Origin of the sequence: Nitrosospira briensis, from assembly GCF_900115125.1 — a bacterium.
GTDB classification, from domain to species: Bacteria; Pseudomonadota; Gammaproteobacteria; order Burkholderiales; family Nitrosomonadaceae; genus Nitrosospira; species Nitrosospira briensis_A.
Genome location: NZ_FOVJ01000010.1, coordinates 48,692 through 62,963, shown reverse-complemented (window position 1 = coordinate 62,963; position 14,272 = coordinate 48,692). Strand labels below are relative to the sequence as shown.

Annotated in this window: 8 protein-coding genes; 3 read left to right on the top strand and 5 right to left on the bottom strand. The window is 54.9% G+C overall.

Annotated elements, in window-relative coordinates; translation table 11 throughout:
* The first annotated feature begins 671 nt into the window (after window positions 1–671).
* The 3 genes from BMZ14_RS13850 to BMZ14_RS13840 all read left to right on the top strand — a co-directional run bounded on the left by BMZ14_RS13850 (window position 672) and on the right by BMZ14_RS13840 (window position 5,407).
* Window positions 672–2,873, top strand: coding sequence for a primosomal protein N' (locus tag BMZ14_RS13850; RefSeq protein ID WP_074798604.1), 2,202 nt, complete (start codon window positions 672–674; stop codon window positions 2,871–2,873).
* A 199-nt stretch (window positions 2,874–3,072) separates the two neighbouring features.
* Window positions 3,073–4,509: an argininosuccinate lyase gene (gene argH / locus BMZ14_RS13845; protein WP_074798602.1), complete on the top strand. Its 1,437-nt coding sequence runs from the start codon at window positions 3,073–3,075 to the stop codon at window positions 4,507–4,509.
* 13 nt (window positions 4,510–4,522) lie between these two features.
* The gene (locus BMZ14_RS13840) at window positions 4,523–5,407 is read left to right on the top strand and encodes a fructosamine kinase family protein (RefSeq protein ID WP_074798600.1); all 885 of its coding nucleotides are present in this window, start codon (window positions 4,523–4,525) and stop codon (window positions 5,405–5,407) included.
* A 127-nt stretch (window positions 5,408–5,534) separates the two neighbouring features.
* On the opposite strand, the gene BMZ14_RS13835 is transcribed toward BMZ14_RS13840, so the two are convergent.
* Genes BMZ14_RS13835 through BMZ14_RS13815 form a run of 5 tightly spaced genes read right to left on the bottom strand, consistent with a single transcriptional unit; the run spans window position 5,535 to window position 13,969 of the window.
* Entirely contained in the window at window positions 5,535–7,142 is a 1,608-nt protein-coding gene (locus BMZ14_RS13835; protein WP_074798598.1) for a peptide chain release factor 3, read from the bottom strand.
* Window positions 7,143–7,154: 12 nt separating this feature from the next.
* On the bottom strand, window positions 7,155–9,290 hold the full coding sequence (locus tag BMZ14_RS13830; RefSeq protein WP_074798597.1) for an ABC transporter ATP-binding protein: 2,136 nt from the start codon (window positions 9,288–9,290) through the stop codon (window positions 7,155–7,157).
* Entirely contained in the window at window positions 9,287–10,795 is a 1,509-nt protein-coding gene (locus tag BMZ14_RS13825) for an ABC transporter permease (protein WP_074798596.1), read from the bottom strand. The genes BMZ14_RS13830 and BMZ14_RS13825 overlap by 4 nt, the downstream gene beginning before the upstream one ends.
* A gap of 22 nt (window positions 10,796–10,817) precedes the next feature.
* Window positions 10,818–11,795 (bottom strand): ABC transporter permease, encoded by a 978-nt coding sequence (locus BMZ14_RS13820; RefSeq protein ID WP_074798594.1) that lies wholly within the window; start codon window positions 11,793–11,795, stop codon window positions 10,818–10,820.
* Window positions 11,795–13,969 carry an ABC transporter substrate-binding protein gene (locus BMZ14_RS13815; RefSeq protein ID WP_074798612.1) on the bottom strand — a complete coding sequence of 725 codons (2,175 nt, stop codon included), beginning with the start codon at window positions 13,967–13,969 and terminating at the stop codon, window positions 11,795–11,797. The genes BMZ14_RS13820 and BMZ14_RS13815 overlap by 1 nt, the downstream gene beginning before the upstream one ends.
* Window positions 13,970–14,272: the final 303 nt, after the last annotated feature.

The window sequence follows — 14,272 nt, the reverse complement described above, 5'->3', positions numbered from 1 at the left end:
TGTTTTCTCCTACTATTCGTTAATCAAGTACTGCGCCCCGCCGGCGAAAAGTATCTCCTCCCTTCAATCCACCGGCAGAAGCTTCGCCAATCTGTTACAACCAAACCGGTATTACCACAACTCTGTTACCAATACTTTACATACTCATAACCGTGCAAAGACTATCCCCGAAGATAACCCAAGTCAAGCAGTTTGTCGGGTAATGGCGACAGTACGGTTTCCACGCGAAAAGACACCTCTCTTCGAACTCGCTGGAGGCTGCGCGTTTTTTCACTGTAAGCATATCCCATGCCAGCATTTCATAGTCCCACTCAATCAGCAACTTGGAATCTACCTTTAATATTCCCGTGAGCGATATGTAAGGAAATGCGACAAACTCCGCTAATTTTTTACAGGCGGATGAGCTCGCAGGTAACGCAGATTTATTGCCTTATAAGTAAAGGAGCCATCCCCTGTTCCCGTTGTTCATCCTGCGCGCTTCCGTGTATTCACAGCCACGCGCAACGGTTACAATTATCCCGAAACCGCCTCGCAGTGAATTCACCACTTTATGAAATAGGAAACCCACCTTTATCTGCACCCAGGTGAATTTTGCCGCTGCTCCAAATCGGCAACAACGGGCTCCTGAATTTCTCCATACTCCGGTAATCAGCTTTTAAGACTTCCCCTGCATGGCCATTCTACGTGTTGCGCTTGATGTTCCTCTCAATACTCTGTTCGACTATCTTGCGCCGGATACGGAGATAACGGCGCAAGATGTAGGGGCTCGCGTGCTTGTCCCCTTCGGGAGAAACATGATGACAGGGGTGATTATGGAAGTAACCGCTTACTCCTCTGTTCCTTCCCCCAAACTCAAGCACGCAGCGCATATATTCAGGGATGTTCCTCCGCTGCCCGAAGGGTTGATTGCTCTATTCCGTTTCTGCAGCGAGTATTATCACCATCCTTTGGGAGAGGTGGTAATGAACGGGCTGCCCAACAGACTCCGTAGCAATAAGCCTTTTACCCGGAAGGTTCCTTCTGCCTGCCAATACGGTCTCACCCTGACAGGACGTAAAGCCGATACATCGATCATCCCCGCGCGCCACATCGTTAAACACAGGCTTCTGGCAAGGCTGAGAGAATCCCGCGTGATGAGTATCAGCGATGCAAAACAACTGTCCCCGCGAGCACCTAAGGCACTGAATGAACTGATAACGCTGGGTTGGATCGAGGAAATACCGTTTGCGCATCCCGCTACCCCCGTTCCCGCTGCGCAAGCCCTGCAAATTCCCGTTCTTACTACCGATCAGAGAAACGCTGTCGATGTGATTGCCCCTGAAATAGGCGAATTCAATACGTGGCTATTGCATGGGGTAACGGGGAGCGGAAAAACGGAGGTCTACCTGCGCCTGATTTCGCTTGTGTTGCGGCAAGCGCGGCAAACCCTGGTACTGGTTCCTGAAATCAACCTGACGCCGCAACTGGAAGCGGTGTTCCGTGCGCGCTTTCCCACCTTGCGGCTGGTAAGCCTTCATAGCGGACTCAGCCCTTCGGAGCGCGCGGCTGGCTGGCTACAGGCGCAAGAGGGCGCTGCGGAAATAGTGCTGGGCACACGGCTCGCCGTATTCACGCCGCTGCCGAAACTTGGGCTGATAATAGTGGATGAGGAACAGGATGCCTCATTCAAACAGCAGGACGGGTTGCGTTATTCAGCGCGAGACGTGGCTATCTTCCGCGCCAAGCAGGCTGGCGTGCCGGTGATTCTTGGCTCCGCCACGCCCTCGCTTGAGAGTCATTACAATGCAGTTACAGGCCGCTACCTCAGGCTGAGGCTTTCGTCTCGGGCGGTGAAGAATGCCGCGCTCCCCGTTGTGCGCTGTATTGATACCCGTGCCGCAAAGACTAAAGAAAGCTTTTCCCCACCGGTGATTTCTGCGCTGGAAAGATGTCTTGCATTGAATCAGCAAAGCCTGGTTTTCATAAACCGGCGCGGTTATGCGCCGGTGCTGCTGTGCAAGTCGTGCGGGTGGGCAGCGACATGCGAGCGCTGTGCCAGCCGGCTGGTAGTGCACCTGCGTGATAAAAGACTGCGCTGCCATCACTGCGGACATCAGGAGCGATTTCCAAACGTCTGTCCGGAATGCGGGGATCAGGACGTTGTCCCTTTCGGCCACGGCACACAGCGGGTAGAGGCGGCGCTGGCCGAGTATTTCCCTGGCGCGCGGATCATGCGCATCGATCGCGACAGTACGAGCCGGAAAGACGCCTGGCAACACATGCTGAGGGACATCCACGAACAACGCGTGGATATTCTGGTGGGAACTCAGATTCTTGCGAAAGGACATGATTTTCCAAAGCTGTCGCTGGTGAGCATTCTGAATTCCGACGCTTCGCTATTCAGTACGGATTTTCGCGCTTCGGAACGCCTGTTTGCTCAACTGATGCAAGTGGCGGGCCGAGCCGGCCGCGCCGGGATTCCAGGGGAAGTCCTCATTCAAACCGAGTTCCCCGATCACCCCCTGTACCATGCTTTGCGACAGCATGATTACGACCTGCTCGCGCAAACGCTGCTGGAAGAAAGAAAAACCGCGGGGTTCCCGCCGTTCGTCTACCAAGCGCTGCTGCGGGCAGAGGCGCCGAAAATTGATACTGCCCTCGGTTTTCTCACCAGCGCAGTGGCAGTGGCGAAGGCCCTAGGAGAGATCGAGGTATTCGACCCCGTTCCAGCGCAGATGGCACGGCTAAAGGGAATGGAGCGCGCTTACCTGCTGGTACAATCCGGCTCGCGCAAAAAATTACAGGCGTTCCTTGGGGCTTGGCGCACAAAGCTTGACGCGCTTCCCAGCCGCAAGGTGCGCTGGACAGTGGATGTGGATCCAATGGATTTCTGAAGCTGAAGTATTTCAGGCTGCGAAGCTGCTTTTCCATTCCCGATATTTACATGACACTAAGATTCCACGTTCATCCAGTCCTGCTCCCCTACGGTCAGGGTATGGAACATAGGGATGGGTGTTTGATTTATACTCATCGTTTCAAAGCCATAACAGCGAGAGCACCGCTTAGAAAGGCGTACACCCCAATCCACGAGATATGATGGCTTCGAAAAAGATCCGCGTACCCGCTGAAAAAAGCAAAAACACATGGTCGGGAAGGTTTAACGAACCTGTCTCGGAACTGGTGCAGCGATATACCGCATCAGTAGGCTTCGACTGGCGACTGGCCGACTACGATATTCGCGGATCGCTTGCCCACGCACGAATGCTCGAAGCTACAGGCATCATCGATGCGGATGACCTGACCGCTATCGAACTTGGCCTGAGCCAGATCCGCGAAGAAATCCACAGCGGCGATTTTGTGTGGCGGCTGGAACTGGAGGATGTACACCTCAATATCGAGAGACGCCTCACCGTCCTGATCGGCGATGCGGGAAAGAGGCTTCATACCGCGCGCTCACGCAACGATCAGGTAGCCACCGATGTGCGGCTCTATTTGCGCGACGCAATCGACAACCTGATCAACCTTATCCATGCAATGCAGCTCGCGCTGCTGGATCTCGCCGAAAAGAACCTCGATACCGTCATGCCCGGCTTCACTCATTTGCAAGTGGCGCAGCCGGTAGTCTTCGGGCATCATCTCATGGCGTATTTCGAAATGCTCAAACGCGATGTCGAGCGCCTATCCGACTGCAGGAAGCGCGTGAATAAATTGCCGCTCGGCGCCGCGGCGCTGGCAGGGACCAGCTATCCTGTCAATCGTGAAGCGGTAGCACGAGAGCTGGGATTCGACGGCGTTTGCGAAAACTCGCTGGATGCCGTTTCGGACCGGGACTTTGTCATTGAATTCTGCGCCGCTGCTGCGCTGATCATGACGCATCTTTCGCGATTATCCGAAGAATTGATTTTATGGATGAGCCCCTCGTTCGGCTTTATTGATCTCGCCGACCGGTTCTGCACGGGCTCATCCATCATGCCTCAAAAGAAAAACCCCGATGTGCCGGAGCTGGTGCGCGGCAAGACGGGACGCGTCAATGGTCACCTCGTCGCGCTGCTTACGCTGATGAAGGCTCAGCCACTTGCTTACAATAAAGATAATCAGGAAGACAAGGAACCCATGTTCGACACCGTCGATACGCTTACCGACACCTTGCGTATTTATGCCGATATGCTGACCGGTATCCGCGTCAATCAGGACGCAATGCGGGCCGCCGCGATGCACGGTTATGCCACCGCTACCGATCTGGCCGACTACCTGACGAAAAAAGGGATGCCTTTCCGGGAAGCGCACGAAGCAGTGGCGCAAGCGGTGCGTTTCGCGGAAAAGAACAACCGGGACCTGAGTGCGCTGAGCCTGCCGGAATTGCAACAATTCTCTTCGTTGATTGCGGACGACATCTTCGCCGTGCTGACGCTGGAAGGTTCGATCAGTAGCCGCAACCATATCGGCGGAACGGCGCCGGCTCAAGTGAACGCCGCAATCGGTCGCGCGAGGGAATGGCTATCCTCGAGCAGCAACCCGGCAATCCGGTAAGCCCTGCCTGCTAATGCTGCCCTGGACCGAAATCGGCGCACAAATCTCCCGCTCTATCGGCATCCCCTTTTCCGTGGAAAAAGTTTCTTCGATTGGCGGCGGGTGCGTCAATCATGCGCATCGGATTGAAGGCAACGATCAACTATTTTTCGTCAAACTGAACAATGCGGATCGCCTCTCGATGTTCGAGGCGGAAGCGGCAGGTCTTCAGGAAATCCACGGCTCGCGAACCCTGCGGGTTCCGCTGCCTTTATGCTGGGGAAAAAACAGGTCCAATGCATGGCTCGTGCTGGAATATCTGGAGACAGGCAAGGGTTCGCGTAACGGCGCCGCAGCCTTGGGCTGTGGACTTGCCGCCATGCATCGTTTCTCCTCCGAAAAATTCGGCTGGACGCGCGACAACACCATTGGCACAACCTTGCAAATCAATAATACCTCATCCAGCTGGGGTGAATTCTGGCGCAAATACCGGCTGGGTTATCAATTGCAATTGGCTAAAATCAATGGCTACGCTGGACGGCTACAATCACAGGGTGAGCAGTTGCTGGAGCAACTGGATTTCTTTTTCACGGGGAAGCAGCCGATTGCGTCACTATTGCACGGCGACTTGTGGAGTGGCAATTACGGTTTTGATGGCGCGGGACAGCCGCTGGTATTCGATCCGGCCGTGTATTATGGCGATCGCGAAACGGATATCGCCATGACCGAACTCTTCGGAGGATTTTCTGCTGAGTTTTATGCGGCCTACCGGGAAACCTATCCACTTGATCCAGGCTATAAAACCCGCAAAACGCTTTACAACCTCTATCACATACTGAACCATCTAAACCTGTTTGGCCGAGGCTATCAGAATCAGGCGGAACAAATGATCGGAAAACTGCTTTCGGAAGTCAAGTAAATGAAGCTGAACCGAGTTCTTGTTTATAAATCCTGATCAGCAGGCTGGGCTTAAGAAGCGCGGCGCATGGGGCGCCTGCGTCTGCTGCCAAGTCGGAATAATGACCACGCATGACGGGAAATCCGCTTCATCCGTCGAGATGGGCCTCGAACACCAGTCCGGCATGTTCCCGCATTCTGTGGAAGCGGATGTTTTTCCAGCTTTCCTCCGCTACGCTCAGTTCCGCTCCATAAGAAGCAAGAAAGGTCGGGGCATCGACCACGTCGTAGGCAATCCGATGCGCGTTAGTGTCTATGAATCGTTTAAGTTCGCGCGGATCGTCGGCAGTTATCCAGCGCGCTAACTGGTACTTGGCAGGTGCAAGCCGGGCCTCGACCCCATATTCATGCTTCAGCCGGTGGGCTACTACCTCAAACTGCAAGGCACCCACGGCGCCCAGGAGCAAGGTGCCGCCCCAGTGCGGCCGGAAAACCTGGATCGCACCCTCTTCGCCCAGCTGAGCGAGCCCCAATTTGAGTTGCTTGCTGCGCATCGGGTCGGCAATCTCGACCGTCTGGAAGATTTCCGGCGCGAAAAACGGCAAACCGGTAAATTGAAGCTGCTCGCCTTCCGTGAGCGTATCTCCCAACTGGAGCGTCCCGTGGTTGGGAATCCCGATAATGTCGCCGGCATAGGCAATGTCTAGCAGGTCGCGCCGCTGCGAGAGAAAAGATACTACCCCGTTGGTTCGGATATCCTTATCGTTACGCCCGACCCTCAGGTTCATGCCGCGCTCAAACCTGCCCGAACAGATTCTCACGAACGCAATACGGTCCCGGTGAGCTGGATTCATATTGGCTTGAATCTTGAATACCACACCAGAAAATTTTGGTTCGGACGGTTGCACCTGGCGTTGCAGCGCGCTGCGCGGTCCTGGCGGCGGAGCGAGATGGATCAGCGCCTCTAGAACCTCACGGACGCCGAAGTTATTGATGGCTGAGCCGAAAAATATCGGGGTCTGCTGGCCGGCCAGAAATGCCGCGTGACTGAATTCGGGTGAAGCGCCGCGTATCAGTTCAACTTCCTGCTGCATGTTTGCCGCATTTTTCGAGAAGCGCTCCGCGATTTCGGGGTTGTTCAGGCCCTCAATCACTTCATCTTCATCATCCAGCCTATCCGAACCCGGACGAAAAACGCGCATGCTATCGCGTCGCAAATCGAATACACCATTGAAGCCGCGACCCATACCCATCGGCCAGGTGAAAGGCACCGCGGCCATGTTCAGCGCCCGTTCGATCTCGTCGATGAGGTCGAGTGGGTCCCGCACTTCGCGGTCCATTTTATTCACGAAAGTGAGGATGGGGGTGTTGCGGGCACGGCACACGTTCAGCAGACGCAAGGTCTGGGCCTCGACGCCATTGGCGGCATCGATCACCATCAGGGCGGCATCCACAGCAGTGAGGACGCGATAGGTATCTTCCGAGAAATCCTGGTGGCCCGGGGTATCCAGAAGATTGATGACGCAGCCCCCGTACTCCATCTGCATTACTGAACTGGCTACCGAAATACCTCGCTGCTTCTCGATCTCCATCCAGTCGGAAGTGGCATGCCGGCTCGCCTTTCGCGCCTTTACACTACCGGCGATATGAATGGCCCCCGCAAACAACAGCAGCTTCTCGGTAAGCGTCGTTTTACCGGCATCCGGGTGGGAAATAATGGCAAATGTACGCCGTCGAGCGACTTCATGACCAACCATGTATATTATTCCTTATGCTTGTGCTTGTGCTTGTGCTTCCACGCACGCCGTGTCTTGCTGCTGCGGATAAAGATAGCAGTGCGCCATATGCATTGAACTGAATGTGCTTGTTCCCGGATAGACTTCGCGGCAGACCGGCATGACGTGGGGGCAGCGGGGGTGAAAGTGGCAGCCCGACGGTGGATTGGCCGGCGAGGGAAGATCACCATGAAGGTGAATGACCTCGCGCTTCGACGCAGGTTCGATTACGGGAACCGCCGACAGCAGGGCCTGAGTGTAGGGATGCCTGGGGCTGGTCAAAACCTCGTCCACTGCTCCACGCTCCACGATCCTCCCCAGATACATTACGGCCACTTCATCAGCAAGATACTCCACGACCGAAATATTGTGAGTGATGAATAGATAGGCTAATCCCAGCGTGTTCTGCAATTCCCTTAACAGATTTAATATCTGGGCCTGCACAGATACGTCCAGGGCACTGGTCGGTTCGTCGCACACGATAAGCTTGGGATTGACCGCGAGGGCGCGCGCGATGGCGATTCGCTGGCGCTGGCCGCCGGAAAACTCGTGCGGATAACGCCACTTGGTTTCTGGCGGCAAGCCGACACTTTCCAGCAGCGTATCCACTTTCTTTCTTCTGGTTCCGGACGCGCGCTCCACACGACCTGCTTCGCTTTCATCTTCGACATTCAGGGCGTTCATTCCCTCTTCGATAACGTCAACGATACGCATCCTCGGATTGAGCGACGAATACGGGTCTTGAAATATGAGCTGGAGTTCCGCGCGCAGCTTTCGTAACCGGCTGCGTTCCAGTCCCACCAGTTCAAGCCCATCGTAGCGCACGCTGCCGCCAGTAGTCGGAATCAGTTGCAGAATGCCCTTGCCAACAGTGGTCTTTCCGCAGCCCGATTCCCCCACCAGCGCCAGCGTCTTGCCTCGGCAAATCTCCAGGGATACGCCATCCACCGCCTTGATGTATCCAGCCACATGTTTTATCAATCCCTTGTGTATGGGAAAGTAAACTTTCAGATCGGTGACAGTCAATAAATTGGAGACTTGAGATTCCGCGTCTGGCGGCCTCACCCCGGAATCGGGCTTATCCGAACTTCCCTTTGCCTGAACCGCGGGATCAAGCCTCTTATCTTCGAATTGTCGCTGCGGAACACGAGACCCCGGATTCTGATTGAAAAGATGGCATCTTACCTGCTGCTCCCCCGCTAACGAGGTCCACCCCGGCGCGACTTCGTGGCATAGTTCCCAGGCATGATCACAACGGTCTGCAAAACGGCACCCGCTGAATTCGCGCGACAGCGGAGGCACATTCCCGCTGATCGCAGCAAGCCGCAAACCCTGTCGGCGTCTGTCTCTTCCAGGCAAGGAGGCAAGCAATTTCCGCGAATAGGGATGCGCGGGGCCACGGAAAAACTCGTCACGTGGCGCTGTCTCTACAATTTCTCCTGCGTACATTATCCCGACCCGATGCGCTATTTCCGCCGCAACGCCCAGATCGTGGGTGATGAGTAGAATCGTCATGCCATCACGTTGCTGCAGGCTACGCATGAGGTCGAGAACCTGGGCTTGAATAGTGACATCCAGGGCAGTGGTTGGCTCATCCGCGATAAGCAGTTCCGGTTCCCCCGCCAGCGCCATGGCTATCATCATCCGCTGCTTCATCCCGCCCGAAAACTGGAACGGGTATTCCTCCATGCGGCGAGACGGGTCCGGAATCCCTACCTGGTCCAGAATTTCCTGTATTCGTTTTCTGGCAACCCCCCCATGCAAGTTGAAATGCCGCTGCAAGACCTCCCCAATCTGGTCCGCCACGGTCATCACAGGATTCAGGCTCAGCATGGGCTCTTGAAAGATCATGCTGATCCTTTTCCCACGAATGCTACGCATGGCGGTTTCCGGCAGCAGAAGCAGATCCTCTTCCCCGAGCCTGACAGAACCGCCTATGATTTCACCCGCATCGGGTAATAATCGCATGACCGAAAGCGCAGTCATGGATTTGCCGCACCCTGATTCGCCCAGCAGGGCGAAGGTCTCACCCCTCATGATTTGCAGCGTAAGCCCATCTACCGCCCGAACCGGCATTGCCTCGGTATGGAGTATGGTTTCGAGATTGTTGATTCGCAGGACGGGGCTCATGACGAGAAGGAATCCTCGGCTCCGGTTGCTGCGGGTTTGGCCACCGGCCCTTCCTTGCGTATTTTTCGACGCAACGCCCCGGTTCTTGCCGACAAGGTTTTCACCCGCGGATCGAACGCATTTTGTACTGCATCGGCAAACAGATTTGCGCTCAATACCAGTGCGAACATGAAGCTGAACGCTGCGAATAAAGCCCACCATACCATGGGTTCGCGCGCCATTTCCAGACGGGCGGCGTTAATCATGGTGCCGAAACTGATCGTGGATGGATCGACGCCTACGCCCACGTAGGAGAGCACGGCTTCTGCAAGGACCAAGCCGCTGAAGTCCATGACGGTAGTAATCAGCACAATGTGCATCACGTTAGGAAGAATGTGGCGGCTGAGAATACGCCAATGGGAAACCCCGAACGCGTGAGCCGCCTGGATATATTCCATTTCCCGCAATTTCAAGGTTTCGCCCCGCAGCAGACGGCATAAACCAGTCCAGCTCGTAACCCCGAGTATGATGCAAAGAAACAGCAGGCGCAGATCGGCACGCATGGCGACCGTATCGAACAACTCGGGGTGAGTCTCCATATATACCTGTGTCATCAATACCGCCGCCGCGATGAGCAGGACACCGGGAATTGAACTCAACGTGGTATACAGGTATTGAATCACATCATCGGCCCACCCTCGAAAGTAACCAGCCGTGATGCCAAGGAGCAGCGCAAAGGGAAGCATCATCAAGGTAGTAAGCGTTCCGATCACGAGCCCGGTGCGTATGCTTTTCAGTGACTGGTAGAAAACGTCCTGCCCCACCTTGTCGGTGCCCAATATATGGTAGTTGCCGCACAAAGTCAGTGCCGCGCCGAACAGCATCAGGATGAGCGCAAGTGTGACTGATATTGTCTTCCATGAAACGGCGGTAGCGCCATGCCGAATTGCGGAGAGCACCGATGGAACCGATTCGCCGCTACGGCGAGCCAATACCAGGCTCAACATGACGACGATAAGGCCCCAGAGGAAGAGACCCAGGCTCGCGCCCGCTATTGCTTTCCCGATAATATCCGCGAAAAGCTGCGCTTCGGGGTCCTTCAGATGCGCTCCGCCGTATTTCAGGCGAGGAAACTCCCGTGTCTGTCCCCCGCCCGGAAGTTCCACTGTTTCCCGGGCGTAAAGATATACGGCGAACGGCGCTGAATATGTCTTTTCGACCTGCGTCCGCAACGGGGTCGCGATCACGTCAAACAGGCTTAGCACCTCCACGCTGTAAGCAGTCTCGGCGGCGCCGCTGCTGTTGTTCTCCACAGCCGGGCGCAGATGCACGGTATCGAGCAAACCGATAATGACAAAAAAAATGAGCACGGTAAGCGACGCCATGCCGCTTGCACTATGGCTGACACGCCGCCAGGGCGCCAGGAGGTGCTCGTTTCGCCGAACGTACCAGGCAAAGACGATCATGGCTGCAACCAGAAAGTAGACGAGTGCATCAGTCCACAGAATCACAGGCTTGAAAGACATCACCGCGCTTCCCGGGATAGCGTCATTCCAGCCTGATCCTTGGGTCAACAAGCGTATAGGAAATATCGGTCAATATCAGGCCGACGATATAGAGTAACGATCCGAGAAAGACCATTGCACGCACTACTGCGAAGTCCTGGGAGTTGATTGCATCGATGGTATAACTGCCCAGGCCGGGAATTCCGAAAAACGATTCTGTAATGAGACTGCCGAGGAACAGCAGCGGAATCACTACTACCGCTCCGGTGAGTATTGGAATCAGGGCGTTTCGCAGCACGTGCCCAAACAGCACGATACTCTCCGGCAAGCCTTTGGCCCGGGCAGTACGAACATAGTCCTTGCCCATTTCTTCCAGAAAAAGGGTTCGATACCAGCGTGTGTTGGCGCCGGCGCCGCTCAGCACGCCGATAATCACCGGGAGGACGAGGAACTTGGCAGCGTCCAGCCCCTGTCCATAACCGGAAATGGGTACCAGATGCCACAATTTGCTGATCAGAAACTGTCCGGCGATAATGTAGAATAAACTGGAGATAGACATCAGGGCGACGCATAGTACCACACCCCAGAAATCCACATAGGTGGCCCGAAAAAATACCATGGTCAATGCAAAGACAATATAAACGCCCAGGCCCAGCAAGAATACGGGCAATGCGATGGCGAGGCTCGGCATCATGCGGGTTCTGATCTCGTAGGCAATATCCCTGCCGTCGTCCGCACGGCCGAAGCGGAAAGCGAACATGGCAACGGACTTTTCAAAAAAAACGGTATTCGTGAATTTCGCGGCCCCATTTTCCGCATCGTTGAATATCAGCGGCTTATCATAGCCGCGCTCCTGTTTCCACTTTGCAATAGCTTCGGGCGTAACCCGTTTGATGCCCAGTTGCATTCGCGCCATGTCGTCAGGCGTATTGACGACAAAGAACAGGGTGAAGGTAATCAGGTTCACGCCGATTAGAATGGGAACCGCGTAAAGCACGCGCCGAATGATGTAGTTGAGCATTACGCGGGCGATCCCCCGGTTTCATGCTTTGGCTCGGTATTCGCTATTCCTGTGCCTCGCTCCCTGCGGCGGTAAATAACGGCGGCTGGAAGCAGCCCGACAATCAGCACGATCAATCCCGCTATCACGGGCCACAGCACCGGCTTATTCCATTCGGCACGCTTCTGTTCCCGCAAACCGGCGTCTATCCGGAAGTATTTGGCGTTGTTGTTGGACATCCGGTTTGGCTTGACATTGCCGTACCATGCATGGTAGAGGCCGTAATCCTTGGGATGGTAGCCCCACAGCCAAGGTGCGTCGTGCCGAAGAATCGTCACCATGCGATCGATGATTTTCTGACGTTCAGGGCTGTTTTCCATATTCTTCATTTGCTCGAACAGCCGGTTATATTCCGGGTTCGAATAATTGGCGGCGTTTTCGCCTTCCTGGCCGACCTTCTGCTGCGGACCATGCAGCAGGAATAAAAAGTTCTCCGGATCCGGATAATCGGCATTCCAGCCCCATTCGAAAATTTGTGCGTTGCCCTTGCGTATCTTGTCCTGAAAGCGGTTGTAATCCGTATTCCGAACCACTAGCTGAATGTTGAGTTTCCGGAACTGCTTGCGCATCCAGTCGAGACTGGATTTGTCCTCCGTTCCGCGCGTGGTGACATCGAAATAAAGCACCAGCGGCGCGCCGGTCCTCGCATCCATACCGTCGGGATAACCCGCTTCCGCCAGCAGTTTTCTGGCTGCTTCGATCGGTTTGCGCCGCGCGCGGCCGTTTACCCAATCGTACACCACGGGATTTATCCCTTCCTTGCCATCCCGGTGACCGGCGATGCCCGGCGCAATCGGTCCCTGTGCAGGAATACCGCGCCCATTGGCGAAAATCGATACGTACTCTTCGTAATCCACCGCGATCGATATAGCCTGGCGCAGTTTTCTGGCAGATTCGCGCCCCCGTTTGCCCGCTCCGCCCACAACCGGGTCCAGCATGTTGAAACCCATGTAATTGGTGGAAGCCGCTACGGCTGTCTCCAATCGTATACCTTGCTCCCGCATCGCTTCAGTGATGGTTGCTTCCCCCTGCCCCGTCAGCTGAACCGCCTGATCGAAACTGTCGGAACCGATGTTCGAGGCATCGTAATAGCCTTGCAGAAACTTGTTCCAGCGGGGAATACTCTCCCTTTCACGGCTGTATACGATTTTGTCAACGAAGGGTAGTGGCTTTCCCGCATCCTTCAACAAGTCGGCCTGCGCATCCTCCGGCATGCCCTCGGACGGATAGCTCTCGCCGTGAAAATTAGGGTTTTGTTCCAGGATCATCACGCGATTGGGGTCATTCTCCGCCAACATATAAGGCCCGGTACCAACGGGATACCAGTCGAGATTGATATTTTTTTCCGCCAATCCTTTCTGGTTATAAAAACGCTCCGCCTCCCAGGGAATAGGTGCGAAAAAAGGCATGGCAAGCCAGTACTTGAACTGGGGATATTTACCCTTGATCTTAATGCGGTAGGTATAGCGATCAACCGCTTCCGCGCCCTCAAGAGGGTAGTTGTTCAAATCCAGATAGGCACCACTTCCCTGCTCCCTGAACTGCGCCTCGTCTACAGCCCTCAGCGTCGCTGCATATTCCTTCAGGCCGCTAATATAATCCGACATCAGTCCAAAAATCGGCGAATGCAGCCGCGGATGTGCCAGCCGCTTGATCTGAAATACATAATCTTCGGCAGTGAGTTCGCGGGAACCCATGTGAGAAAAATCGCCTAGTTTATATATGTCCGCCAAATCCGTCTTTCCCATATCATGGTAAAGAAATCCTCCCTGCTGGTCTCTGGCAAATGCAGGATGAGGCTGAAAGCGGATACCTGGCTTGATCGAGATTTCGTAAATTGTGAAAGCGACCCGCGAAGCATCGGCATCATCGCCCAAACGCGCTCCTTTCTGGTCGAAATGTTGCACCAGCGGCATTTTTTCGGCGGATGACGGAATCAGCTCGTACGGACGCTTCAGGTAATGATATTGCAATGGCGGTTCATAAATCTGTGCTGTAATCAGGATTTCGTTCGAGCTATAGGACTGTACGGGGTCCAGATGCTTGGGGCGCTCGGCAAAAGCGCCGTAGAGAATATTTTTCCCCGCCTCGCTTTCACGATAAGGATTGTTCCACGGGCCGCTACAGGCACACATCAACACCGCGAGCACCAGCGGCAAGTACGAGGGGAATCTGGAAATGGTCGACCCTGCTTCGACTGCCAGAGGATGCACAGGGACGCGGCCGCCGTCTCCTAGTAATGGAGATCTGTTCAAAGGTTCGATTAACACTGACCTCACTGATGCAATAGTGTAGCTTAAATATTGGAGACGGTAGCCGAGCCCGAGGCTCAGGCGATCATTGGTTCTACAAGTAGGGCGGACTTGAAGCTATAATTCTAATCGGCAGTTGTCCGCTTATTTTTTTAGTTCACCGTTATGATCCACAAAGGCTTTTTT

Coding starts and splice junctions, on each gene's coding strand:
- BMZ14_RS13825 (WP_074798596.1), bottom strand. CDS start 10,795: ATGTCTTTCAAGCCTGTGATTCTGTGGACTGATGCACTCGTCTACTTT.
- BMZ14_RS13835 (WP_074798598.1), bottom strand. CDS start 7,142: ATGGTTGGTCATGAAGTCGCTCGACGGCGTACATTTGCCATTATTTCC.
- argH (WP_074798602.1), top strand. CDS start 3,073: ATGATGGCTTCGAAAAAGATCCGCGTACCCGCTGAAAAAAGCAAAAAC.
- BMZ14_RS13840 (WP_074798600.1), top strand. CDS start 4,523: ATGCTGCCCTGGACCGAAATCGGCGCACAAATCTCCCGCTCTATCGGC.
- BMZ14_RS13820 (WP_074798594.1), bottom strand. CDS start 11,795: ATGCTCAACTACATCATTCGGCGCGTGCTTTACGCGGTTCCCATTCTA.
- BMZ14_RS13830 (WP_074798597.1), bottom strand. CDS start 9,290: ATGAGCCCCGTCCTGCGAATCAACAATCTCGAAACCATACTCCATACC.
- BMZ14_RS13850 (WP_074798604.1), top strand. CDS start 672: ATGGCCATTCTACGTGTTGCGCTTGATGTTCCTCTCAATACTCTGTTC.
- BMZ14_RS13815 (WP_074798612.1), bottom strand. CDS start 13,969: ATGTGTGCCTGTAGCGGCCCGTGGAACAATCCTTATCGTGAAAGCGAG.